The sequence below is a fragment of the Prochlorococcus sp. MIT2309 genome (assembly GCF_059772305.1).
In genome coordinates, this window is record NZ_CM186282.1 from 1,015,297 (window position 1) to 1,039,357 (window position 24,061).

A 24,061-nucleotide genomic window follows, 5' to 3' on the forward strand; every position below is an offset into this window, starting at 1 on the left:
GCATGATTAGGCAAAAACCTAATTTCAATTGTGTGTAGTTAATCACAAAAGGGGTTGCTTTTGTTTCCACAAGTTACGAGCTAATTCAACTGCGTCCTGGTAAGTATGCAAGCGAGAAAAGGCTTTTTCCTTACAAAGCTCGTAAATGATCTCACCTATTATTGGACCATCTTGGATATTTAAAATTTTTTTTAGTTCAATTCCATTAAGAGGTGATGAGGGGTGAAATAAAGGATCATTTTGATCTCGCCATCTTTTCAACCATACCTTTTGATTATCTTTTGAAAGATCAAGAATCAAGGCTGGCAAATGACTCTTGAGTTCCAAATGTAATTTAAGTAAATCTGTTTCGTTTAAAGTTTTGTAACCTATTCCATCATTTTTACTTTGCCATTTCCTCAAAGTTTTGCAAAGGTTAATCTCTTTTTTACTGAAATTAAGTGCAATTAATCCTTCATCACTTAAAAGATTTACTAAACGTGAAATTGGTAGTGCCAACTTCAATTCAAGTTGAGAAAAATTATGTAAAGCTTCAGGATTTCCATTATGGCTTATAAAAACTTTACTTTTGTTGCTCCATGGTGAGAGTAAATCCATCTCCTTAAGAATGGGCATTATCTTGTGAGCCCATGGGCCAATAACAAATTTCTGAATCTCGCTCTTTATTCTCTCAGGAGCTGAATTCCGCAGTAATTGTGTATGCTTTTGAAAAGTCTGCATTGTATCAATATCGAAACTCAAATTATGTTGACTAATTAACCTTAAACCTCTTAGTATCCGCAATGGATCTTTAATAATATTTTCCTCACTTATTATCACAAGTTTTTTTAACTTTATATGTTCAATTCCTTGATTAGGATCAAATATTTGAGGGTATTTAGAAACCAATAGAGCTATTGAATTTATAGTGAAATCCCTTTTTTTTAAATCCTCTTCAATAGTTGATCCGACTTGTTTAGCAAAATCAATCGACCATTTATCAATAACAAGCCTGGCAATATCTCTTTTTTTATCTAAGAGCACACATCTTCCGCCATAAAAGTCTGATAAAGATTTTGCAGTTTCATATGCATTGTGAGGAACAATAAAATCCAAATCTGGTTTTTCTTGAATCAAACCAAATAAACTATCCCTAATTGCACCACCAACTAGTGCGCTGCCAAGGGGAAGATTTTCTAACTTAAAAGGCCATTTATTTACGTTTAAACGCTTTATCAGCTCATTAGTGGTTATCCTGGATAAATCTAATGACGTTTTATTGTCTGATTGGTTCAAGGACATGTGTATCTGCGTGAACTGTCAATGGGTAGATCGTTGCAAGACCTACCATGCCGTGGAAAGGCAACATGGTGCTGAACATTTGACTCAGGCGCCCGATTTCCAAGGTAATAATCCTCGCATTCACATAATCGTTCGTAATTTACAAAATCAAACAATTGAAACCGAATGGGACGTGAGGGGTTGCGGAAGTTTTCTTGAAGATCAGGGAAGATGGTCAAGATTGCGCCCAGGATATGAACTCCCAAGTTGAATCAAACAATAAAAACATCCTATTAGCATTGCACAGCACTACTGAATACTTTGGTGTAGCAGTCGTTGAATGTGGTGATTATAAACTTAAAAATCTTAGACAAAAAACGTTTTTTACAGGAAGAAAACTATCCAATGATTTATTTTCAAATATAAACTCGGTACTTCCCCTTAAAACCTGGAAAAACATAAAACGAATTGCAGTCGCAACTGGACCAGGTGGATTCACAGGGACAAGAATTACTATTTCCATGTCAAGAATAATTGCTCAACAATTATCAGTTTCATTAGATGGAATAAGCAGCTTTCAACTTATTGCAAAAAGATTATTTAAGGAACAAAACAATATTGAATATGATGAACCTTTTTGGATCATAAGTAAACTTAACAGAAGAGGAATAATAGGGGGCAAATACAAAGTCAATAATTCTTATAATTTACCTTATTACCAGCAAGTGCATGAAATCAAAGCTCCTCATCTTTTAAAAGATTCTTTAATACCAAAGAATTCATTCGAAGCAAAATATGAAATTGATCTTGATACGATTGAACTTAGCAAAATCTCACATTCATATCAATCTGAGAATATTTTTAACTCTTGGGAGAAAGTCTTACCTATCTATCCAATATCACCTGTAAGTTAAATGAAAATTAATTATTTATTGAGATATTAAGTTAAAATTAATTCTCCAATAAACCTTGGTCAAGCATATTATTTATTTTTATTTTAAGAATCTCTGTTGTCGTTTCTAAATCTTTTTTTCTCCTGGTTTCTGGTGGTGGAACTGTTTCGCCAATACGCATATGAATTGGAATAAATCTTGGCCATTTATTTTCTTTTCCAAAAGCTCTATGACTATTTACAATTGCAACTGGCAATAATTGAGCATTATTTCTGGCTGCAAGCAAAGCAGCCCCTTGAAGAGGATTATTTACTCTACCGTTGCCTTGCCTTGTGCCATCTAAAAAAATTCCAATCGCTTTATCTTGCTTAAGCAAATTTTCCGCACTTCTTATAGCTTTTCGATCACTAGAACCTCTGCTTACGGGGTATGCGCCACATCCCCGTATTATTTGACTAAGAAAAGGTATTGAAAACAATTCCGCTTTAGCCATAAAAAAGACTTGCCTACCAAGCGCATGTCCTAAAATAGGAGGATCCAAATCAGATCCATGATTGGCAACTACTACAATTGGTCCTTTCATAGGCACTTGGAAGTTTCCATAGGTTTTTCCTCGAAAAAATATTCTAAATAAGGGGAAGACAATAAAGTAACTAACAAAATAGTAAATTAAATTTCTTGCTTTCATTTAAATAGGGTTGATGCACTCTCGAATAAACTTTATTACTTAATGACCTAAATCACTCAAGGAAGAGATTTGGTTAACCCCAACTCCTTTCATTGATCGCTTTGCTAATCCAGATAAAACATTGCCTGGACCAATCTCAACAATTGTCTCAACTTTCTTATCCAACAAGCAATCCATTGTTTCTCTCCATCTCACTCCGTTTGTCATTTGCATTAAAAGTTTATCCTTAATCAAAGACCCAGATGTTGTTGGCGATGGATCTGCGTTGCTTAAAATTGGTGTTTTTGCATCACTAAATTCCACTTGCGATAGTTCCATTGAAAATACATTTGACGCCTCTTCCATTAATGGTGAATGAAAAGCCCCAGAAACGTTTAAAGGAATAACTCGCTTACAGGAAACTTTCTCAGAGACTATCTGTACCGCTTTCTTGTCTCCAGAAATTACAACCTGGTTCGCACTATTGTCGTTTGCTATGACAACACCGTCTGTTAAATTGACAACCTCCTCAAGTTGCTCTCGATCAAAGCCAATTATTGCTGTCATTGAGCCATTTGATGTTCCTGCCATTAACTCTGATCTCTTTTTTATTAATCGAAGAGCAGTTTCAAAATCAATAACCTCCCCAACATAAAGAGCAACCATCTCTCCCAAACTATGTCCAGCAAGAAAGCTCGGCTCTCTGCCTTGTCGTTTCATATCATCTGCAAGAATTGATTCAATAAGAAAAAGTGCTGGTTGAGTATTTCGAGTGTCGTTTAAATCAAAAATTTCACCTTTAACTGTTTCATGGTCTGAACAAATTGCCAACAAATCTCTTCCGAGAATCTCAGAAGCTAACGCAAAGCGACTTTTCGCCTCCGGTAAATCAATAACATCCTGAGCCATTCCAATTTTTTGGGAACCTTGACCAGGGAAGAGCCATGCAATCGACATCAGATTCTAATAAACAAGTGAAGCCTATATGGGCCCATGCCATTTAATTAAAGCTGATCCCCAACTCAAACCAGCACCAAAGCCAGAGGTTGCTATGAGATGTCCAGGCTGAATAAGTCCTGACCTCACAGCCTCATCAAGCATTAGAGGGATGGTTGCAGCAGATGTATTTCCATATTCAGAAAGATTACTCAAAACTTTCTCGTAAGGAATCTTAAACCTATCTGCAACTGCATCAAGTATTCGTTGATTTGCTTGGTGAAGTAGTAACCAATCAATATCTTCCGGGGAGCAATCACTTGCCTTGAGAACTTTATCAAGAATCAAAGGTACCTCTTTTACTGCAAATTTATAAACCTCCTTACCATTCATTTTTATTGGTGAATAACCTCCCTGATGGTGAAAATTTTCACAAACGAGAGGTTCGTAGTTATTCGAGGCAGGCAAATTTAAGCAATCACCCCTTGAGCCATCTGTCTGAAGACTGAAATTAATTAGGCCATTAGTTTTATCGGATCCAATTTCGATTGCTAGCGCTCCTGCTCCATCGCCAAAAAGTACGCAACTTTTTCGATCATCCCAATCTACCCATCTTGAGAGTTGATCAGCCCCTAATACAATTGCGCGTCTCATTGAACCATCAAATAAAAATTTTGAGGCAGTTACAAGAGCAAACAAAAATCCACTGCAAGCTGCTGTCAAATCAAATGCCACAGCATTTGAAGCTTGAAGCTGTGCTTGTACCCTCGGAGCACTTCCAAAAAGGTCATCAGGGGTAGATGTTGACATAATTATCAAATCAACACTCTCAGGATCCCAGCCGGCCATATTGATGGCTTTATGAGCGGCTTGAGCACTCAAGTTTGATAGAGATTCATTCTTCCCAATGATTCGTCTTTTGGAAATTCCCGTTCGACTTTTAATCCAGTTATCGCTAGTTTCAACTCTTAAACTTAGTTCATCATTAGAGATGCTTTGCTTGGGCACTGAACTTCCAACGCCAACAAAGTTCACACCAAAAGTTTTTTCTTTCGTATTGGTCAAGGTAAAATCGGTGGAATTAATGGGTTCATGAGCCACAAAATTAGAATTAAAAAATTAATTTTGACTAACTCACAGGAACAGGAGTGGATAGTTGAGCCAAATCATCCATCACGCCATGACTAGCGGCAGAATGAGCAAGCCTTAAAGCACTCACCACTGATAAAGACTTACTGCTTCCATGTCCAATAACACAAATACCATTAACTCCTAAAAGTAATGCTCCACCGTGTTCCGCATGGTCAAGGCGTTTTTTTATCCTTTTCAGGTTACTTCTTAGAAAAGCTGATCCCACTTTGCCTCTTCTGCCTCGGGGCAATTCTGCACGTAGAACATCCAAAAGCACACTTCCTACTGATTCTAAAAATTTGAGTAAAACATTCCCAGAGAATCCATCGCATACAACCACATCAAATTTTCCCGATAAAACATCTCTCCCTTCGCAATTGCCTTTGAAATCAAAGTAGCTTTGATTATTGAGCAATTGAAAAGCGTTTAAAGAAAGTTCATTCCCCTTGCATGACTCTTCCCCAATATTCAATAAACCTATCCTTGGTTTTTCAACTTGCAATACATCTCTGGAGTATATGTTGCCAAGCAAAGCAAACTGATAAAGATAAGTTGGCTTGCAGTCCATATTTGCGCCAACATCCAATACAAGAACAGGTTGAGCTGGATCTTTAGTAGGAAATAATGCACCAATTGCTGGACGATCGATGCCTTTTAAGCGCCCTAATCTAAAAATTGCAGAGGCCATCAGAGCTCCCGAATTTCCTGCTGAATAAACTGCCAGCGCTTGACCCTTTTTCACCAAATCCATAGCAACATTTACACTTGCACCACGTTTTCTTCTAACTGCTGTTGCCTCTTCATCCATACCAATAATTTCCTCAGATGGGACAAGCTCCAAATAACCCAAAGAGATCGCTTCTTCAAGATTTTGATCCACACCAGATTCTTTCGCTGATGAGATGATTTTTGAAATATCACCAACAAATTTAATTTTTAAAGGCAAACGTGATATTGCTTCCAGGCAGCCTTCCAATATTGGTCCTGGAGCATAGTCTCCTCCCATACCATCCACAGCTATCCAAAGCCTCTCTTTGTCTTTAATAGATTTTTTTTCAGTTTCACTATCTCCTCCTTGAAGTCTTCTCAACGGATCAAAAACAAAAGGTTGAAGTGTATTTTTTGCTATCGAACCAGCATTAGTTACAACCGATCCAGCGTTTGAGACAACTGAACCTGCAACAGATCCTGCAGCAGATGCAGATGTTGTTGCTGTATCAACAAGAGTTGTAACAGCTGAATTGCGCCTATACCAGATAACCAATCTTCTGATAGCCCTTGAGCGATTGTTTAGTTTATTGCGAGATTCTTTTTGCACTGATTTGCCTAATTGCTATCAACTGTTAAAGAGTCAACAATCCTCTGAAAAAGATAGCCTGTACCCCTTGCTGTCAAAATTAATTCGGGATTAGCTGGATCAGCCTCTAATTTAGAACGAAGCCTAGAAATATGAACATCTACAACCCTAGTATCTACATGCCTTTCTGGGGTATAGCCCCATACCTCTTTCAATATTTCACCACGACTGAAAGGCTCACCAGAGCGACTCACAAGCAATTCCAATAAACTAAATTCCATTCCAGTAAGGCGAATTCTCTCATCAGCCTTAAAAACTTGTCGCTTATTTGTATCTATCCTTAGATCAGTTACAGCAATAACGCCCGAATTTGGCAACCCAGCTATATGTTCTTTCTCAACTCTACGAAGAACACATCTAATCCTAGCTTCTAACTCTTTAGGGCTGAATGGCTTTACCACATAGTCATCTGCACCAAGCTCAAGCCCAGTGATTCGGTCAGCCACATCTCCTAATGCTGTGAGCATCACAATTGGAACATCAGATTCTTTTCGGAGCTCCTGACATAAGCCATATCCGTCAAGCTTTGGCATCATTACATCAATAACGACCAAATCTGGTTCACAATTTCTAAAAAGCTCAAGCGCCTCTTTCCCATCACATGCTGTGACAACTTGATAACCAATCATCGATAATCGAGTTTCCAGAATCCTTCTGATACTGGCCTCATCATCGGCAACGAGGATGGTTTCTTTTGATGGACTGATTGCCGTCATTTGATAATCAGCTTCGGCGGCTACAAAAGTCGATCTTTAAAATCAAGGTTTTTGAAAGATGACTGTTTGTTATTCAACTACAGAAAACTTCCTTTACACAACTTCGTGAACAGATCTGTTTCTATTTATGTATGCCAAAGCTGTGGTGCTGAAACCAGGCAATTCTTTGGTCGATGCTCAAATTGTGGAGAGTGGAACTCAATAGTTGAGGAAATCACATCATCATCAAAAGGTAAAAAAAGAAAAAAAAATAGTAATAAAAATAATTCATCATTAAGTCACCGTTCAGAACCAATTGCTCTGATCAATGAAAAAAAATATGAGAGAATTTCAACAGGTTACGTTGAGTTTGATCGAGTTTTAGGTGGCGGAATTGTCCCAGGCTCTCTTGTCTTAGTTGGCGGCGATCCAGGTATTGGTAAAAGCACATTATTGTTAAAGAGTGCGACCAACATCTCAAGAAAAAATCGCGCTTTATATGTCACTGCAGAGGAATCAGCTCATCAAGTTCGACTCAGATGGCAAAGAATTGAAGAAATAGATTCAGAACTTCATCTCCTTGCAGAAACAGATCTTGATCAAATTATTGATGAAATCATTGGATTTCATCCTGATGTAGTTGTCATGGATAGCATCCAAGCTATCAATAATGAATCTCTTTCAAGTGCTCCTGGTTCAGTCGCGCAGGTAAGAGAATGCTCGGCAGCGCTGCAAAAAATTGCAAAGCAAGAAAATATAGCTTTACTCATTGTTGGTCACGTAACAAAAGAAGGGGCTCTTGCAGGGCCAAAAGTTCTTGAACATCTAGTTGATTCAGTCCTGACTTTCGAAGGCGATCGCTTTGGAAGTCACAGATTACTTAGAGCGGTAAAAAATAGGTATGGAGCAACAAATGAGCTTGGTGTTTTTGATATGCAAGGAGATGGCTTGGTCGAAGTAAATAATCCGAGCGCTCTTTTTTTAAGCAACGAGAGTGCAGCGGGAGTCTCAACAACGGTAGCCTGCGAAGGATCTAGACCAATTGCTGTAGATATTCAAGCACTTATCAATCCAACTTCATACGCTAGCCCCAGAAGAACTGCCACAGGAATAGAAAGTAACAGACTTCATCAGATACTTGCTGTGCTTGAGAAACATATGAATTTTGCGTTATCCCGATATGATTGTTATTTAGCAGTTGCGGGGGGATTAGACATAAACGAACCGGCCGCTGACTTGGGAATAGCTTGTGCGATTGTCTCAAGTTTTAAAAACTTGCAGATTCCTGATAAAACAATTTTTCTTGGAGAAATTGGTTTGGGTGGCCAACTTAGAGCCGTTAAGCAAACATCACAACGCCTGCAAGAAGCACAAAGACTTGGTTTTAGAACCGCAGTGATACCTAAAGAGCAAAATAGAAAAAAAAACCCAGAAGATTACGAATTAAAAATCATTGAAGTTTTAAATATTAAAGCTGCCTTAATAGAAATCTTAAATATTTAAAAAAAAATTAGAGGATAATGTCTATGTTTTTTCTACCTGTTGTCTTTAACCAATTCTCAATATCCAAATATCCCCCTGGGTAAAGCCTAACAGCTTTACCCCAAACATCCGCTGCTCTATCAAACCAGATATCACTTTCATCTTTATTACCATTTTGCTCAGCAATACGTCCTCGTTTTTCATAAATCAAACCCATGTTCTTTAGACAAGATGGTTGCTTAGGATTTTCTACCAACGCCTTCATGTATGTTTCAAGAGCAAGTTCCTCATCCCCATTGCTCATGTAAATTATTGCCATATTTTTAAGTGTTTCGCTTCTATCAATTGCATTATCTTCTAATTTTAGGCTCTCTTCATAATTCTCGAGCGCCTCAGAGTAATCTCCATCGTTCTGGGCAGATAAACCAGCTCGATAATAAATGTATGCTTGCTTCTCTTTTGACGCTATTGGCATCATTTTGATAATCGTCTCGGCAAGAACGGTGAACGCCTTGTCAATAAAATTGTCTTTGTTTTGACTGCGTGGCACAACAAACTAAATTGTGTGTAACTACATTATCGTGTTTTGCATCCACATTTATCGACTCGATTAATTAACTAAACTTTTATGCACAGTTAATTTCAAATTTAGATTAATTTATTGCTCTTATAAAATCGTGAGGCGAAAAGAAGTCAAATCAAAAAACCTTTCTCTTCTAATTGATATCGAGGGAATGAAGTGCGGAGGTTGTGTGAGATCCGTAGAAAAACTATTATCTGATCAACCTAACGTCCAACAAGCGAGCGTAAATTTAGTAACTGGAACAGCTTGGATTGATTTTAAAAGCTCAAGTTCAGAGGAAGTGATCGAAAAAATCTTATTACTGCTTAGCGAGAGAGGTTTTCCATCGAAGCAAAGGAGAGAGAAAGATTTCAGTAAAAGAAGCTCTGCTAATAAATCAGGAGACCAGTCATGGTGGAGCCAATGGAAACAACTTATGGTTGCTTTGATATTGGTAGTTTTATCAATTCTTGGACATTTATCTGAGATTGGGAAAATAAATCTACCTCTTATTGGCACACTCCCATTTCATGCAACTCTCGCAACATACGCTGTTTTTGGACCTGGCTTACAAATACTCAAACGTGGAGCCAAATCAGCAATCAATCTCTCCCCAACGATGGATAGCCTTGTTGGCCTTGGAGTTTCAAGCGCTTACGCAGCCAGTTTAGTTGCATTAATTTGGCCAAATGTTTCGTGGCCTTGTTTTTTCAATGAACCAGTTATGTTGCTTGGTTTTGTTCTCGTTGGAAGATTTCTTGAAGAGCGCGCAAGATTCCGAACAAACAAGGCTCTCCAAGATCTAGCCCAATTACAGCCCGAAAACGCTCGCCTATTTGTAAGTGAAAATGAAATTCGTGAGGTTAAAGTTGGGTCTTTAAAACCAGGAGAGAATATTCAATTATTGGCCGGTGATCGAATACCTGTTGATGGAATAGTCAAGCATGGTAATTCCAGTGTTGATGTATCCAGTCTCACTGGGGAACCAATGCCTATTAATGCATCCAAAGGGACTGAACTTGCTTCAGGGAGCCTAAATTTAGAGGGAACACTGATTTTTCAAGTCCAGCGAATTGGCGCAGAGTCTTCTTTAGCAAGGATAGTTGGTCTAGTCGAAGAGGCTCAAGCTAGAAAAGCTCCCATACAAGGATTGGTCGATCAAGTTGCAGGAAATTTTTGTTACTTGGTTCTCATCCTTTCTTTGAGTACTTTTATTTTTTGGTGGCAAATAGGTACCAAAATTTGGCCAAATGTATTAAACGCCTCTGGTCAGGGCTTAATGCATCAGCATGGTTTACATACTGCTCTGGGAAGTCAAGCTCAAACTCCTATTGGTTTGGCACTTCAACTTGCCATAGCAGTACTCGTAGTCGCTTGCCCATGTGCTTTGGGTCTTGCAACACCAACGGTAATAACTGTCTCATCAGGATTAGCAGCAAAGCACGGCTGGTTATTTAAAGGTGGCGATGTCATTGAAACTGCCTCATCAATAACTCAAATTATTTTCGATAAAACCGGAACTCTCACAATAGGGAGACCCCTTGTTGTCCAATGTCTGCGCTGCGAAAACGAACTTGAAATGCTTCAAATAGCTGGAAGTCTTGAACAAAATAGTAGACATCCAATTGCATATGCAATCCTTCAAAAAACTGAGCAACTTAATTTGGAACTATTAAATACAACAAACACAATCACAACCCCAGGTATGGGAATAAAAGGTGAAATAGAAAATTTTGAAGGAATTATACGTGTGGGAAAGCCTGAGTGGTTAAAAGAACATGGAGTAATTTTTGATGAGGACATTGAGATAGTTCTCGATCAGATAAATAATCAAGGCAACTCAATTGTTGCAGTTTCCTTGCAGGAAAAATTACTAGGTTTAATTTGTATTGATGATCGAATAAGGGCCGATGCAAACACTGCAATTGCAAGATTAAGAAAGCTTGGGCTTCAGTTAGATATTCTCAGTGGCGATAGACAAAAGTCAGTTTTGCAACTTGGAGAAAAATTGGGGTTTGAAGCCAAGCATCTTGGATGGCAGTTACTTCCGGAAGAGAAATTAGAAAAGATTAAATTTTTTCAATCTTTAAACAAAGTTGGAATGGTTGGGGATGGCATTAATGATGCCCCAGCATTAGCTGCTGCTGATATTGGAATTGCTGTAGGCACTGGAACGCAAATAGCAAAAGACTCAGCTGATTTAGTTCTTTTGGGCGACAGGCTGGAGGCACTACCAGAAGCACTTCTCCTTGCTAAAAAAACAATGGGAAAAATAAGGCAAAATCTTTTTTGGGCATTTGGGTACAACATGCTTGCTCTGCCATTGGCAGCAGGGGCTCTTCTTCCAAGTTTTGGAATTCTTTTATCACCACCCCTAGCAGCTTTTCTCATGGCAACAAGTTCAATCACAGTAGTTATGAATGCCTTATCACTAAAGTCAAAATGAAAGGGAAGTTTATAGTTTTAGAGGGTATTGATGGTTGCGGAAAAACAACACAAATCCAACTAATTAAAAGATGGTTGGAGGAAAATGAATTAATTCTAAAAGGAAGGGAACTTAAAATTACTCGAGAACCAGGTGGAACCAATCTTGGAAAAAATATCAGATCATTACTATTAGATACTAATGGAGATAATTGCCCCTATCCCTCAACCGAACTTCTTCTTTATGCCGCAGATAGGGCTCAACATATTAGCCAATTGATTATGCCAAATTTAGAAAAAGGAAATTTGGTTATTAGTGATAGATTCAGTGGTTCAACGATTGCTTATCAAGGATATGGGAGAGGTCTGGAATTTAAAATAATTAACCAATTAGAAGAAATTGCTACACAAGGAATTTCTCCAGACATTACTTTCTGGATAGATATTGATTTAAATAAAAGTATTCAAAGAAGAGCGGAAAAGACAAAAGACAGAATAGAAAAAGAAGGTATGATTTTCCTAAAAAAAGTTTCTTCTGGTTTCTCATCACTATCAAAAGAGAGAAATTGGATCAGGATTGATGGGAATAAAATGCCTAACGAGGTAAATATTTCTATTCAGAAACATATTTTAAATTTGTTGTCATAATGAAATTAATGTCATCAGATTCATTCAATAAATGTGATTTTGAAGATTTAATTGGCCAAGAAAATGCTATTGAATTTTTAAAAGCAGTTATTGAAAAAAAAAGACTGGGAAATGCATATTTATTTTCTGGTCCCTTCGGAGTAGGTAAAAAGCTTGCAGCAATGAGATTTCTTGAAGGTTTATTATCAAAAAACTCAAAAAAAAAAGATCTTAGAAGAAAACTAGAAAGTAGGAATCATCCTGATTTACTTTGGGTTGAACCAACATTCGCATATCAAGGAAAACTAATAGAAAAATCAATAGCTGAATTGGAAAATATTAATATACGTTCAACCTCTCAAATTAGACTTGAGCAGATAAAAAAAATTCGAGAATTTTTAGGAAAGAATCCTGTTGAATCTTCTTTTGGTATGGTAGTAATAGAGGATATTGATGAAATAAATGAATCAGCGGCAAATGCATTGTTAAAAACACTAGAAGAACCAAATCATGGCGTTTTCATTTTAATATCTGAGAGACCTGAGAGATTACTTAGTACAATAAGATCACGGTGTCAAAATGTTCTCTTTAACAGGCTTAACTCCAAATCCGTTGAAAATATTTTTAGAAATAAAAATGAAGAAAATAGTTATGACAATTTCTACTTAAAAAAAGAAAAGGAACTATTAAAAATTTCGCATGGATCTCCAGGAGCAATTAAGAAAAATATAGAAATATGGGAGAGTTTACCAGAAGATCTGATATCAACTATAAAAGATCTTAAAAGTAATGATCTTACAAAAGCACTATCAATTGCAAAATCAATCTCTGAAGAATTGAGCCCTAAAGAACAATTATGGCTGATTGGTTGGTATCAACAATATTTATGGGATTTGAGAAAAAATATAGAAAGCTTTAGGAGGCTTGAGAAACTGAGGGGACAGATTCAGTCGCATGCTAATTCAAGACTTGCATGGGAGATTGCATTGATTGACATACATATTACTTGATAATTTTAGCTTTCTATAACTCCCTTTTCTTTTCTAGAATTAGTTATTAAGTCCGTAAATTCACTCAATTTTTCATCTTTAGGCAATTCAAGGCAATATCCAGCCCCATAAACAGTCTTGATGAATTTTGGTTTTCTTGGATCAGGCTCCAGCTTTGTCCTGAGATGTCTTACGTGAACCCTAATAGTCTCAATATCATCATCGGGTTCATACCCCCATACTTCCTTTAAAATCAAAGATGGTGCGACCGTTTGTCCATGTCTTTGAAGAAGACAATGTAGCAATTCAAATTCTAAATGAGTTAGTCGAACTGGCAGCTCGAACCATATCGCCTCAAACCTCTCTGGCACAAGAGTTAAGGGTCCATAACTCAAGATTTCTTGTTGACTGATTGCTCCTACAGGTGCTCGATTGGTCCTCCTCAATAAAGCTTTAATGCGAACCTGAAGCTCTTCAAGGTCAAAAGGTTTTGTCACGTAATCATCAGCACCAGAATTAAAACCAGTGACCTTGTCTTTAGTGCCCCCTAAAGCAGTGATCATGAGTATTGGTATGTTTGATGTCCTTTCATCTCTTCTAAGGCGCTGACAAAGAGTCAATCCATCTACTTTTGGTAGCATCAAATCAAGAAGAATTAGATCCGGCTCATACTGAAGGGCCAGAGCTTGACCTTTTATGCCATCCTCAGCTTTTTGAACATCAAAGCCAGTATGGGACAAATGGCCTGCAACCAGCTCACGCATGTCCTGGTCATCTTCTATTAGTAAAATACAGGGTTTCATTAGACCGGACGTTAGATAATTGTCTTATTGACAGAAATGCCAAAAGATTAGATTGCTTACGATTCTCTCAAGATTTTGTTTTTTATGCAGAATTAAAAAAAACACACTGAGCCACCAAAAAAGTAGAAAAAGTCAATCATGTACTGAGTTTTGTGCATACTCTCTATAAAAAACTAGTATCCGTGTCTTTAGAAAGTCTTCCAATTTAAGCTCATTTCTGTTAAGGATCTCAGAAAAAACTGTCAATATTTTTCATAAATATGCCAGACCAATCAAAAGGAATAGAAATTTATGGGATTTTTGATGAAAAACTCAAAAAGATCCCTGTTAGTGGGATCTTTTTGAGAAATACTCCCCGGGCGGGATTCGAACCTGCGACCAATCGATTAACAGTCGACCGCTCTACCGCTGAGCTACCGAGGATCAAACAAAAAGAACATACCCTTAATTGCTACCTGAGGGCAAGTGTTTTGAACCGTTTATGAATATCATTTCCGGAAATCCAATCTCCCACTCGGCCATTTTCAACCATTGCCGCCCCACTGCAATATTTTAATTCATCCAAACGATGCGTAATCCAAAGAGCAATCATTGGGTTTTTACTATCTGAGCAGAGCTTTTTAACCAATTCAAGAATAGATTTTTGACTTATTGGGTCCAGAAGAGCTGTGGGCTCATCTAACAGCAGAAGATTTGATCCACTTAAAAGTGCTCCCGCAATGGCTAGTCTTTGCTTCTGCCCACCGCTAAGAGTATGAATCGGCCTGTTTTCCATTCTTTCCATACCGATTTTTTTTAATGTGGAGTGAATTAATTGAGTTCTTTGAAATGAATTCAAATCTTTTTTTACACTAAGAAGAAGATCACTCTTGCAAGTTGGTAAAAGAATGTGGTGGTCTGGGTTTTGAGAAACTAAGTAAGGATTTAATGAACAGGTAATTTTGCCGCTTTGACTCTTTAGCATCCCATTTATTAGCCTAAAAAGAGTACTTTTTCCGCTACCGTTTTTTCCCACTAACATCCATAAACCTGATTCTGAAATTGAAAATGAGCATTTACTCAATGCAGCAGTTCCATCTGGCCAGGTAAAACTTAACTCCTCAACAACAAGAGATGGTTTAGAAAAGTTCATGCCAAGACCAATTTCTGACAAGGAATTTAAGTTTCAAATGAAAAGCCTGGTCGTTTGGATCCTGCCCCCATAGCCGTTTTCTCATATATTTGAACAGCCTGAATTTCACTAACAAGAACTGTTAATTTCTTTTCATCAACTTGCTCACAAGTTAGTTCAAGCATTTTGGGTTCCGCTTTTTCAATACTCTCTCGGATTAGACTATAAAGCGATTCCGCATTAGCTAGTTCTTTTCGTTGAACGGATAATGGGAAGGGGCTCAGCTTCAGAGCCAACTCAATAACATACACAGTTTTTTTTCCTGAGAGGTATTTCCATTCTTACTACTCTATTCAAATAGATAGTCATACGGTCAACTTCTCACGATCATCTATGCCTATTGCTCCTAACATAACCTCATTAGTTGGCCGAACACCATTAGTACGGCTTAACAGGTTACCGAAAAAATTTAACTGCAAGTCTGAAATTCTCGCAAAACTTGAGAGTTTCAACCCAACTGCGTCTGTTAAGGATCGAATTGCTGAGGCAATGGTGAGGGCTGCAGAGGAATCTTTAACAATCAAACCAGGCCAAACTGTTTTAGTAGAGCCTACAAGTGGTAACACCGGCATAGCTTTGGCAATGGTAGCTGCGGCAAAAGGTTACAGATTGATTCTCACAATGCCAGACACCATGAGTACAGAGCGCCGCTCTATTCTTAGAGCTTATGGAGCAGAATTACAACTAACCCCAGGTAGAGATGGAATTCAGGGAGCAATTGAATTAGCTAAGGAACTAGTCGCTTCGATTCCAAATGCATATTTACTTCAACAATTTAATAATCCTTACAACCCTGAAATTCATGAGAAAACCACCGCTGAGGAAATATGGACAGATTGTGATGGCAGAATTGATGGAATTATTTGCGGCGTTGGCACAGGAGGAACAATCACAGGATGTGCACGCATACTTAAATCAAGGAATCCAAAATTGATTGTTTATGCTATTGAACCAGCTGCTAGTCCTGTGCTTTCTGGGGGTGAAGCTGGTGAACATAATATTCAAGGAATAGGTGCGGGTTTTATTCCAAGCGTGTTGGATTCAAGTCTTTTAAACGAAATCATTCAAATAACTGATGAAGAAGCTATGGAAATCGGAAGGCTACTAGCGAGAGAAGAGGGGTTGCTGAGCGGTATCAGCAGTGGGGCCGCAGTAGCAGCGGCTCTAAAAATTGGTTGCAGAGACGAAATGAATAAAAAACGTTTGGTTGTAGTACTTCCTAGCTTTGGAGAGAGATATTTATCAACATCTATGTTTAGCTCAATTTCATCAATGCCAAAAAGAAGAGATGGCTATCTCTGAATGCGGTTCAAAGTTATATTTTTACTATGGATCCATATAAAATATTAGGAATAAAAAATGATGCCAGCAAAGCAGAAATTAAATTTGCCTATAGGAAATTAGTAAAAAAACATCATCCAGATGCAGGAGGTGATGAAACAAAAATACTTTTACTTAATGCTGCTTGGGAAATACTTAGTGATCAAGAAAAGAGAAGTAAATATGATCTAATTAATTCAAAAAAATATAATGATAATTATAATACTCAGGAAGAACTTGTTAACAAGGTTCAAGCAGAATCAAATATAGAAGAAACGCAAATTCGCTTTTGGCTCAAAACTATTTACACACCCATTGATAAATTAATCGGGGAAATAATAAATCGTTTTCCATCACAAATTAAAGATCTTTCAGCAGATCCATATGATGAAAGTATCATGGATAGTTTCTGTGAATATATTGAGCTCAGTCAATCAAAAATAAAAAAAATTAACCTCACGTATCAAAAACTGATGGCTCCAAATTCATGCAAAAACCTATCACTTTCTCTATATCACTGCTTTTCTCAAGTTGAGGACGCCATAAATGAGTTAAGGATTTACACACTTGGTTATGTTGATAATTACCTGCATGATGGAATTGAGATGATGCGATTGGCTAAAAAAAACAGATCTGAAATGAAAAAAAAGAGACGAAATCTTCCCTTAGCCTAAGACCAAATCACCAGTTGATCAGCTCTAAGCCAAACATCAGGTACAGGTCTGCGCCATCTAACTTGGCAATAATCTCCATTTAGCTGCAAAATTTCACCAGGCCCTTCAAAAATATATTCAGGTGGCAGTTCATCACTAGCGTCAGCCTCAAGACTGCCTAAATAAAGATCTCTATTGACTTTTATCAAATCCCCCTTGCGAAATTTTTTTGGGATTTTTTTTTCTGATACTTCTGAATTAGACATTTTTGTAGAACCCTACCTAACAATAAATCATGCTTTCAATTTAAATGTCAGCGGTATGACCAAAAAACAATTTAACCTTTAAATGGTTATTAATTTCTTGGATGCAACTGCTTCTTATCGGCTGCTCTGGTTTTATTGGGCGAGAATTAATCCCAAACTTACTAGAAGCCGGTCACAACTTGACTGTTATCAGCAGGAAGTCAGCGCAAAAATATTCAAATTTTCTTACTTCGAAAAATTTTGAACTTCTTCAGATTGACCCATCCAAAACTCAAAATTGGCAAAAAGATGAATTAATCAACGCTCTTGATAACGCCGATTGTGTGATAAACCTTGCAGGCGAGCCAATTGCTGAGAAGCGGTGGACTGAAAACCATTTAGAAGTACTTAGATCAAGTCGGCTTCAAACAACTAAATCTTTAGTCAATGCAATGAAGGAATTAAAAAAACCACCCAAGACTCTGATTAATGCATCTGCAATTGGTTTTTATGGAACAAGTCAAAATAAAATTTATTCGGAGGATAATTCATCAGGGAAAGATTTCTTATCCTCACTCTGCAGAGAATGGGAAGCTGCAGCGATGGAAAAACCTAAGCAAACAAGATTAGTTATTTTCAGAATAGGAATTGTCTTAGGAGCTGATGGTGGAGCACTTGGGAAAATGTTGCCAGTTTTTCGTTCTGGTTTTGGGGGGCCAATAGGTGATGGGAAACAATGGATGAGTTGGATTCACAGAAAAGATCTATGTTCAATGATAGAAAAAGCTATGAAGGAAAAAAATTGGAATGGCTCCATTAATGCAGTTTCGCCCAATCCTGTCAGCATGGCTAAATTCTCTGAATCTCTTGGGAAAACACTTGGAAGACCAACGATTTTGCCAGTCCCAGGACCTCTACTAAAAATTCTCCTAGGTGACGGCGCCAGAGTTGTTCTCGAGGGACAAAAAGTTGAATCAAAAAAACTAAGTAAATTAAACTACAACTTTAAATTTCCATCACTAGCAGAAGCCCTTAATGACATAGCAAATTCAAAAGATAAATTTTAAAAATCAAGCCAATTTTTAATCTTAAGGAGTGCTTCCCATTCAGGTTTTCTTTTTAGTCCATCATCTATGGAATCTTTTAATTCTTTTTCAAGTTCTGGCATAACCATCAAAGCCCTCTTAACTAAATCAATATGTTCCCTTACACCTTTTGATTTAGTTTCGAGCAAAGCTAAACTGAGATTTATTCTCGCTTGAGGATCTTGAGCATTTAATTTTACGGCAAGTTTTGCAGATTTAAGTCCCTCATTAGGTTTATTCAAAAGCAATTGAAGCCAAGCTAGGCATGTCCAACCTGCAGAATTATTTGGATAAGCGTCAACAATGCTCTGAAAATCTTCTAATAAATCCTCTGGTTTTGCGCCTTCTTTGTACCTATCCATAGATAAATCGAAAAGGCTTTTATCGGTGGTTTCCATATCAAAAAAATATTATTCTGAATTGAATCATAATTATTTAGACTGCAAAAGAACTTCCGCATCCACAGGTTTGTGTGGCATTAGGGTTAGTAAAATTGAACCCTCCACCAATTAAATCGGTACTGAAATCAAGCTGAAGCCCATAAATATAAAGCAAGCTTTTGGGGTCGCAAATAACTTTGAAAGTATTTCCATCTGATATCGAATATTCATATACCTCATCATTTTCTTTAATTTCCGAAGAAGAGACAAAATCCATTGTGTAACTCATCCCACTGCAGCCACCTGATCTAACACCCACTCGCAATAAACTGTTTTTGCCTTGATCTTTGCAAAGGCGTCCTAGTTGATCCATTGCCGTTGGAGTAATTAGGATTCCTTTCCCATTTTTTGCGGTACTCGGAGCCTGCGGAGAGCTAGTCACTTGACCATAAAAAAAATCTTTTACTATTTTACGAAATAAGTAACATTTTTGTCTTAAGCAAATGGGTATCTATTTTTATAGAGTTAGAGGACATTTTTTATTAAAACATTGAGGATTGCAATAATTGGGGCTGGTCTTGCAGGCCTGACCGCAGCAGTTGATTTGGTCGAGGCAGGTCACGAAGTTGATCTATACGAGGCCAAGCCTTTCATGGGAGGCAAAGTTGGTAGCTGGGAAGACCAGGACGGTAACCACATAGAGATGGGGTTACATGTTTTCTTTTTCAACTATGCAAATCTTTTTGCACTCATGAAAAAGGTTGGGGCAATTGAAAACTTACTTCCTAAGGAGCACACACACCTCTTTGTAAACGAAGGAGAGAATATCAAGTCACTTGATTTTCGATTTGCTTTAGGAGCCCCTTTTAATGGCTTGAAAGCTTTTTTTACAACTCCACAACTTGATTGGATTGATAAACTTCGAAACGCCCTTGCATTGGGCACGAGCCCAATCGTCAGAGGTTTAGTTGATTACGAAGGTGCAATGAAAACTATAAGAGAACTAGATTCAATGAGTTTTCAAGAATGGTTCACAAACCATGGCGGAAGCATCAATAGCATAAAAAGAATGTGGAATCCAATTGCATACGCATTGGGATTTATTGATTGTGAGAACATATCCGCAAGATGCATGCTGACAATATTCATGATGTTTGCATCCAAAACAGAAGCCTCCAAGCTCAATCTCCTCAAAGGATCCCCCCATAAATGGTTAACAAAGCCAATATGGGAATATGTAGAAGCAAGAGGAGGGAAACTGCATCTAAGTAACAGTGTAAAAAAAATCAATTTTGAAACACAAGATACTCACAGAGTTACATCAATAGAACTATCAACTCCAGAGGGCGACAAAACTATCTTTGCTGATCAATACTTAGCTGCCTGTGATGTCCCTGGAATTAAAAGATTAATACCTTCAGAATGGAAAATTTATCCAATTTTCGAGAAGATTTTTAATTTAGATGCCGTACCAGTCGCAACAGTTCAATTGCGTTACGATGGCTGGGTAACAGAAATAGATAATAAGACAGCCAAAAGAAACTTAAAAAACCCAACAGGACTTGACAACCTTTTGTACACAGCCGACGCCGATTTTAGCTGCTTTGCTGATCTAGCACTTGCGAGCCCTGAAGATTATAAAAAAGATGGCCTTGGCTCATTACTTCAATGCGTATTAACCCCTGGAGACAGATGGATAACAGCTCCAGTAGAGAAGATTATCAAACATACAGATGAGCAAGTAAGAAAACTATTCCCTTCATCAAGAGATTTGCAACTCGTCTGGGGCAATGTAGTAAAAGTTTCGCATTCTCTCTACAGAGAAGCGCCTGGAATGGAACCTTTCAGGCCTAGTCAATCAACTCCCTTAGATAATTTCTTTCTGGCCGGAAGCTATACAAAGCAAGATTACATTGATTCAATGGAGGGGGCTACTATGAGTGGCCATCTTGCGGCATCAGTGATGCTTAAAAAAGAAGCGAAATTAGCCAAAAACTCCGAGGTGGCTTAATGGGAAAATGGCTCGAACATACAGTAATTAGTGAAATAGAAGCACCAAAAGAAGATGTTTGGAAAGTTTGGAGCGATTTAGAATCCATGCCTTTGTGGATGACATGGATCGAATCTGTGAAAACTGTTGATCAAGAGACATCCACTCTTCCTGATTTAACCGAATGGACTCTTGCCGCAAACGGATTCCGATTTAAATGGAAGGCCAAAATCAATGAAAGGGTAGAAGCTCAAAAACTCAAATGGGAATCAATAGGAGGCCTCCCTACAAAAGGTTGCGTAAGATTTTACGAACAGCCAGATAAAAGAACAATGGTTAAGCTAACTATTTCTTATGAACTACCACAAGTTCTAGCGAGATTTATGGCTGAAAATATTTTAGGGAAAATGGTAACTAATGAACTTCAAACTAATATAAATCGCTTTAAAAAACTTGTCGAAAAGAGATTTTCTGATAAAAGTATCGTTAAAGATTCTATTTAAATAATCTATGAAAAAACCTTAATACATGCCCTTACTAATCCATCAAGATCATGATCCTTAGCCTCAATATCAACTCTATTAAAATATTTTTTACAACTTAAAGAAGTTTGTGGTCCTATTGAAATCAATTTTGCAAACTTTGCCTTATTAATTAATTCCTCATCAAAATTTTCATTTAATAATTTACAAGTATTTTGAACTGTCTTGCTGCTTGTAAAAGTAATTGCATCAACCAATTTATCTCTAAATGCACAGTGGGTTTGAGGTGGTATTTCTTTAGGACATTTTGATTCATATGCTGCAATCTCAACAACATTTGCTCCTAATTGTAGAAAAGAATTTCGTAAAATTGGCCTTCCCCCAGTTTCTACTCTTGGTATTAAAATTTTTGAATCCCTCACTGAACAAGGAAAATTATCAATCAGACTGTCAGCAATATACTCAGGTGGAATAAAATCAACTTTACAATTCAGATTAATCAAGGTACTTGCTGTTTTTTTGCCAACACAAGCGATTTTTGGAATATTTTGTTTATTTGAGAGACTCAACCCTATAAGATTTAATCTTTCTTCTATTGAAATTACACCGTTTGAACTTGAAAAAATAATCCAATCAAAAGTGTTTATTTCAATGAGAGCTTGATCAAGAGGGCCCCAACTACTTGGTGGGCCAATTATTAGCGCTGGCAATTCTAGAATATTTGCCCCAAGTGATGAAAAAAGTTTTTGTGATTCAGAAATTTTTTCACTTGCCCTAGTTATTACTATTATTTTTCCTTGAAGAGATGAATTATTAATCATATTGATTTTCTTTAATCTATTGATTTATTAGTTTTTTGTTCTCTCTCTCGCTCTAATTTACCCAATAAATTTAATACCGATATCCCTTTCTTCATCCCTTTATCAAGCTTGAAAACAATCTCAGGAGCCCTTCTCATGTCGAGTCTTCTAGCCAATTCCCCTTTCAAGAAACCAGTAGATTCAGCAAGCTCAGAGAAGACCTCTTCTTTTAGAGAATCATTCCCAAAAAGACTCACAAATATCTTGCAATGCTGCAGATCATTAGAGACCTCAACCTCCGTAATAGTTAATAGACTTTTTTTTATTTTTTCGTTATGAACATCACGCATAAGCAGCTGACTGATTTCTCGTCTTATTAAAGCTGCAAATTTTTCTACTCTTCTGGGATTTGCCATTTTATGAATAAGAAACTGGATAAACCATTTCCCTTAGCAGAAAACCAATTGTAATAAGGCCACTTACAAATGCCCCTATTAAAGCTACAGCAGTAACCGGATTTTTACTGCGCTTAAGCAAAGGATTTAAAACTGCAGCAAAAACACCCAATACAATTGTGATTAGATATTTAGGGTAGCGAGAAACATTGGCAAAAAATTCTCCCATCTCTTAAATTCACACCTATCTTAAGTAACTATATCTCCCATTTTTTGATCCTAATAAAATTTCATCATGTTAGAACTCAATCAATTCCGTCAATCAGCATTTTGTCTAAAAATAAGAATGGTTCTAGATGCAAAAAAATTAGATTACAAAACTTTTGACATAACACCAGGGATTGGCCAATTGAAAATCTTTAAACTCTCAGGACAAAGAAAAGTTCCTGTTTTAGTTGATGGTGATGAAGTGATACATGATTCAAAAGCAATCGTTAGACACCTTGAGAAAATTGAGCCCGATCCAAGTCTGATACCATCAGACCCACAAAAACTTGCTATTGCAAGCATTATCGAAGACTGGGCAGATAACACAATGGCAAAAGCAGCAAGATCGGCGCTTATTAAAGCGGCTTCAACAGACTCACAACTACGTGATGCTTTATTACCTGATGAATTACCTGTTCAGTTGAGAAATCTAGTAGGCAATTTCCCCACAGATGTAGTAAGTGAGTTGTCAGAATTCGTTAATCAAGGAGAAGGAGCAAATCTTTTAAAAAACCTCAAAAATCTATCAGAATTACTTAAAAACCAAAAATACTTAGTTTGCGATCAGCTTACTATTGCAGATATAGCTGTTGGAGCTCAATTATCTTTGTTGAAATTTCCAAACTCTGCAGGACAAGAACTTGCTGGTAAAGGTTGTTCAGGATTTATTGATGATCCTGAATTATCTGTTCTTTTTGAGTGGCGAGATCAACTAGAAAATCATCTGAAGGAGGATAATCTTCATTAGAAAAAAGAAAAATCTGATATTTATTTAGATTTAATGGTTTTGAACTAAAGCTTTCCCCTGGGGCAGCATACTTTGCTTGAAGTTGTTGCCCACATATTGGTTCATTCTTTAAATTTGAAAATTCAATTCCAATATTTTTACATTTAAAATATTTACTTAATGTCTCTACTTGATTTATTCTTGATTTTGTTTGCGAATGATATATTTGTAAAACAAGTTCATCAGCAATAAATGTATCTTCGCTTAGATTACTTTGATTTCTGCCAATTACTTTACTTTCAAGATATTCCCTATTCTTAAAAATTGCTAATTGTCTATTAATATTTTTAGGGTCATTTTGAATATTTATAAATTGATTCCCCAGCAAAGATTTACCTATAGATCTGGAATTGAATTCTCTGTCTGCAATCAATTTATTTTCAGAATTATCTTTGAACCTAGCCTTATATTTGAAAACTTTATTTTTTGAATTGATTAAGTCAACATTAACAACTTGCCATTCCCCTTGAAATGCACTGGGATAATATATGTCTTTTTTTAATCCTGATATTTTAAATGGGCCTGGCAAATTCCAATTAGGCCATTGAGAGTTGCGGATTTCTAATGCATCTTGATGTAAATTATTAAATTGGTATCCAAAAGAGGCCTCTGGCGGAAAAATCACCACAAAAAAAATTAAAAGCAGCATTAAAAAACTTC

Annotated in this window: 29 protein-coding genes and 1 tRNA gene; 12 read left to right on the top strand and 18 right to left on the bottom strand. The window is 37.1% G+C overall.

The window, feature by feature from the left end; genetic code table 11:
* Positions 1 to 42: 42 nt before the first annotated feature.
* Positions 43 to 1,275, bottom strand: coding sequence for a tRNA nucleotidyltransferase/poly(A) polymerase-related protein (locus AC6EJA_RS05635; RefSeq protein WP_498501686.1), 1,233 nt, complete (start codon positions 1,273 to 1,275; stop codon positions 43 to 45).
* A gap of 4 nt (positions 1,276 to 1,279) precedes the next feature.
* Between AC6EJA_RS05635 and AC6EJA_RS05640 the strand changes: the two genes are divergently transcribed.
* Together AC6EJA_RS05640 and tsaB are read left to right on the top strand one after the other, a co-directional pair.
* Positions 1,280 to 1,531, top strand: coding sequence for a Ycf34 family protein (locus AC6EJA_RS05640; protein ID WP_498501687.1), 252 nt, complete (start codon positions 1,280 to 1,282; stop codon positions 1,529 to 1,531).
* Positions 1,515 to 2,174 (top strand): tRNA (adenosine(37)-N6)-threonylcarbamoyltransferase complex dimerization subunit type 1 TsaB, encoded by a 660-nt coding sequence (gene tsaB, locus AC6EJA_RS05645; protein WP_498501688.1) that lies wholly within the window; start codon positions 1,515 to 1,517, stop codon positions 2,172 to 2,174. The genes AC6EJA_RS05640 and tsaB overlap by 17 nt, the downstream gene beginning before the upstream one ends.
* A 37-nt stretch (positions 2,175 to 2,211) precedes the next feature.
* Here tsaB and AC6EJA_RS05650 read toward each other — a convergent pair whose 3' ends face one another.
* The 5 genes from AC6EJA_RS05650 to rpaB all read right to left on the bottom strand — a co-directional run bounded on the left by AC6EJA_RS05650 (position 2,212) and on the right by rpaB (position 6,960).
* On the bottom strand, positions 2,212 to 2,841 hold the full coding sequence (locus AC6EJA_RS05650; protein ID WP_498501689.1) for a lysophospholipid acyltransferase family protein: 630 nt from the start codon (positions 2,839 to 2,841) through the stop codon (positions 2,212 to 2,214).
* A 39-nt stretch (positions 2,842 to 2,880) separates the two neighbouring features.
* Positions 2,881 to 3,777, bottom strand: a complete 897-nt coding sequence (fabD, locus tag AC6EJA_RS05655) for an ACP S-malonyltransferase (protein WP_498501690.1) — start codon at positions 3,775 to 3,777, stop codon at positions 2,881 to 2,883.
* A gap of 24 nt (positions 3,778 to 3,801) precedes the next feature.
* A complete protein-coding gene (locus AC6EJA_RS05660) occupies positions 3,802 to 4,821 on the bottom strand; it encodes a beta-ketoacyl-ACP synthase III (RefSeq protein WP_498501691.1) in 1,020 nt (339 codons plus the stop codon).
* A gap of 64 nt (positions 4,822 to 4,885) precedes the next feature.
* On the bottom strand, positions 4,886 to 6,205 hold the full coding sequence (plsX, locus tag AC6EJA_RS05665) for a phosphate acyltransferase PlsX (protein ID WP_498501692.1): 1,320 nt from the start codon (positions 6,203 to 6,205) through the stop codon (positions 4,886 to 4,888).
* 8 nt (positions 6,206 to 6,213) lie between these two features.
* On the bottom strand, positions 6,214 to 6,960 hold the full coding sequence (gene rpaB / locus AC6EJA_RS05670; RefSeq protein ID WP_498501693.1) for a response regulator transcription factor RpaB: 747 nt from the start codon (positions 6,958 to 6,960) through the stop codon (positions 6,214 to 6,216).
* Positions 6,961 to 7,065: 105 nt separating this feature from the next.
* Here rpaB and radA point away from each other — a divergent pair, with 105 nt between their 5' ends.
* On the top strand, positions 7,066 to 8,442 hold the full coding sequence (gene radA / locus AC6EJA_RS05675; RefSeq protein ID WP_498501694.1) for a DNA repair protein RadA: 1,377 nt from the start codon (positions 7,066 to 7,068) through the stop codon (positions 8,440 to 8,442).
* 7 nt (positions 8,443 to 8,449) lie between these two features.
* On the opposite strand, the gene AC6EJA_RS05680 is transcribed toward radA, so the two are convergent.
* On the bottom strand, positions 8,450 to 8,971 hold the full coding sequence (locus AC6EJA_RS05680; protein ID WP_498501695.1) for a photosystem I assembly protein Ycf3: 522 nt from the start codon (positions 8,969 to 8,971) through the stop codon (positions 8,450 to 8,452).
* A gap of 127 nt (positions 8,972 to 9,098) precedes the next feature.
* Here AC6EJA_RS05680 and AC6EJA_RS05685 point away from each other — a divergent pair, with 127 nt between their 5' ends.
* From AC6EJA_RS05685 to AC6EJA_RS05695, 3 genes are read left to right on the top strand one after another with little or no spacing between them, the layout of a single operon-like run.
* Entirely contained in the window at positions 9,099 to 11,429 is a 2,331-nt protein-coding gene (locus tag AC6EJA_RS05685; RefSeq protein WP_498501696.1) for a heavy metal translocating P-type ATPase, read from the top strand.
* Positions 11,426 to 12,055, top strand: a complete 630-nt coding sequence (gene tmk / locus AC6EJA_RS05690) for a dTMP kinase (protein ID WP_498501697.1) — start codon at positions 11,426 to 11,428, stop codon at positions 12,053 to 12,055. The genes AC6EJA_RS05685 and tmk overlap by 4 nt, the downstream gene beginning before the upstream one ends.
* An 8-nt stretch (positions 12,056 to 12,063) precedes the next feature.
* Positions 12,064 to 13,044, top strand: coding sequence for a DNA polymerase III subunit delta' (locus AC6EJA_RS05695; RefSeq protein ID WP_498501698.1), 981 nt, complete (start codon positions 12,064 to 12,066; stop codon positions 13,042 to 13,044).
* A gap of 5 nt (positions 13,045 to 13,049) precedes the next feature.
* Here AC6EJA_RS05695 and rpaA read toward each other — a convergent pair whose 3' ends face one another.
* The 4 genes from rpaA to AC6EJA_RS05715 form a co-directional block, all read right to left on the bottom strand.
* Complete coding sequence (gene rpaA / locus AC6EJA_RS05700; protein ID WP_498501699.1) at positions 13,050 to 13,826, bottom strand: two component system response regulator RpaA; 777 nt, start codon at positions 13,824 to 13,826, stop codon at positions 13,050 to 13,052.
* 351 nt (positions 13,827 to 14,177) lie between these two features.
* Positions 14,178 to 14,249, bottom strand: a tRNA-Asn gene (locus tag AC6EJA_RS05705).
* A 28-nt stretch (positions 14,250 to 14,277) separates the two neighbouring features.
* The gene (locus AC6EJA_RS05710; RefSeq protein ID WP_498501700.1) at positions 14,278 to 14,958 is read right to left on the bottom strand and encodes an ABC transporter ATP-binding protein; all 681 of its coding nucleotides are present in this window, start codon (positions 14,956 to 14,958) and stop codon (positions 14,278 to 14,280) included.
* 26 nt (positions 14,959 to 14,984) lie between these two features.
* Positions 14,985 to 15,248: a UPF0367 protein family gene (locus AC6EJA_RS05715; protein ID WP_498501701.1), complete on the bottom strand. Its 264-nt coding sequence runs from the start codon at positions 15,246 to 15,248 to the stop codon at positions 14,985 to 14,987.
* 82 nt (positions 15,249 to 15,330) lie between these two features.
* On the opposite strand from AC6EJA_RS05715, the gene cysK reads away from it, so the two are divergent.
* Complete coding sequence (gene cysK, locus AC6EJA_RS05720; protein WP_498501703.1) at positions 15,331 to 16,299, top strand: cysteine synthase A; 969 nt, start codon at positions 15,331 to 15,333, stop codon at positions 16,297 to 16,299.
* 26 nt (positions 16,300 to 16,325) lie between these two features.
* The gene (locus AC6EJA_RS05725) at positions 16,326 to 16,991 is read left to right on the top strand and encodes a J domain-containing protein (protein WP_498501704.1); all 666 of its coding nucleotides are present in this window, start codon (positions 16,326 to 16,328) and stop codon (positions 16,989 to 16,991) included.
* Here AC6EJA_RS05725 and AC6EJA_RS05730 read toward each other — a convergent pair.
* Positions 16,988 to 17,236 (bottom strand): NAD(P)H-quinone oxidoreductase subunit O, encoded by a 249-nt coding sequence (locus AC6EJA_RS05730; RefSeq protein ID WP_498501705.1) that lies wholly within the window; start codon positions 17,234 to 17,236, stop codon positions 16,988 to 16,990. The genes AC6EJA_RS05725 and AC6EJA_RS05730 overlap by 4 nt on opposite strands.
* A 101-nt stretch (positions 17,237 to 17,337) precedes the next feature.
* On the opposite strand from AC6EJA_RS05730, the gene AC6EJA_RS05735 reads away from it, so the two are divergent.
* Positions 17,338 to 18,282 carry a TIGR01777 family oxidoreductase gene (locus AC6EJA_RS05735; protein ID WP_498501706.1) on the top strand — a complete coding sequence of 315 codons (945 nt, stop codon included), beginning with the start codon at positions 17,338 to 17,340 and terminating at the stop codon, positions 18,280 to 18,282.
* On the opposite strand, the gene AC6EJA_RS05740 is transcribed toward AC6EJA_RS05735, so the two are convergent.
* Positions 18,279 to 18,698 (bottom strand): tetratricopeptide repeat protein, encoded by a 420-nt coding sequence (locus AC6EJA_RS05740; protein WP_498501707.1) that lies wholly within the window; start codon positions 18,696 to 18,698, stop codon positions 18,279 to 18,281. The genes AC6EJA_RS05735 and AC6EJA_RS05740 overlap by 4 nt on opposite strands.
* A 37-nt stretch (positions 18,699 to 18,735) precedes the next feature.
* Positions 18,736 to 19,122 (bottom strand): HesB/IscA family protein, encoded by a 387-nt coding sequence (locus AC6EJA_RS05745; protein WP_498501708.1) that lies wholly within the window; start codon positions 19,120 to 19,122, stop codon positions 18,736 to 18,738.
* A gap of 108 nt (positions 19,123 to 19,230) precedes the next feature.
* On the opposite strand from AC6EJA_RS05745, the gene zds reads away from it, so the two are divergent.
* On the top strand, positions 19,231 to 20,691 hold the full coding sequence (gene zds / locus AC6EJA_RS05750; RefSeq protein WP_498501709.1) for a 9,9'-di-cis-zeta-carotene desaturase: 1,461 nt from the start codon (positions 19,231 to 19,233) through the stop codon (positions 20,689 to 20,691).
* Positions 20,691 to 21,173, top strand: a complete 483-nt coding sequence (locus tag AC6EJA_RS05755; RefSeq protein ID WP_498501711.1) for an SRPBCC family protein — start codon at positions 20,691 to 20,693, stop codon at positions 21,171 to 21,173. The genes zds and AC6EJA_RS05755 overlap by 1 nt, the downstream gene beginning before the upstream one ends.
* Before the next feature lie 5 nt (positions 21,174 to 21,178).
* Here the strand turns inward: AC6EJA_RS05755 and AC6EJA_RS05760 are convergent, their stop codons facing one another.
* The 3 genes from AC6EJA_RS05760 to AC6EJA_RS05770 are packed head-to-tail and all read right to left on the bottom strand — an operon-like array spanning position 21,179 to position 22,576.
* Entirely contained in the window at positions 21,179 to 21,973 is a 795-nt protein-coding gene (locus AC6EJA_RS05760; RefSeq protein WP_498501712.1) for a uroporphyrinogen-III synthase, read from the bottom strand.
* A gap of 11 nt (positions 21,974 to 21,984) precedes the next feature.
* Positions 21,985 to 22,368 (bottom strand): 30S ribosome-binding factor RbfA, encoded by a 384-nt coding sequence (gene rbfA, locus AC6EJA_RS05765; protein ID WP_498501713.1) that lies wholly within the window; start codon positions 22,366 to 22,368, stop codon positions 21,985 to 21,987.
* Position 22,369: 1 nt separating this feature from the next.
* Positions 22,370 to 22,576 carry a DUF751 family protein gene (locus tag AC6EJA_RS05770; protein WP_498501714.1) on the bottom strand — a complete coding sequence of 69 codons (207 nt, stop codon included), beginning with the start codon at positions 22,574 to 22,576 and terminating at the stop codon, positions 22,370 to 22,372.
* A gap of 66 nt (positions 22,577 to 22,642) precedes the next feature.
* Here AC6EJA_RS05770 and AC6EJA_RS05775 point away from each other — a divergent pair, with 66 nt between their 5' ends.
* Positions 22,643 to 23,362 (top strand): glutathione S-transferase family protein, encoded by a 720-nt coding sequence (locus tag AC6EJA_RS05775; protein ID WP_498501715.1) that lies wholly within the window; start codon positions 22,643 to 22,645, stop codon positions 23,360 to 23,362.
* Here the strand turns inward: AC6EJA_RS05775 and AC6EJA_RS05780 are convergent.
* Complete coding sequence (locus AC6EJA_RS05780) at positions 23,280 to 24,050, bottom strand: DUF6816 family protein (protein ID WP_498501716.1); 771 nt, start codon at positions 24,048 to 24,050, stop codon at positions 23,280 to 23,282. The genes AC6EJA_RS05775 and AC6EJA_RS05780 overlap by 83 nt on opposite strands.
* Positions 24,051 to 24,061: the final 11 nt, after the last annotated feature.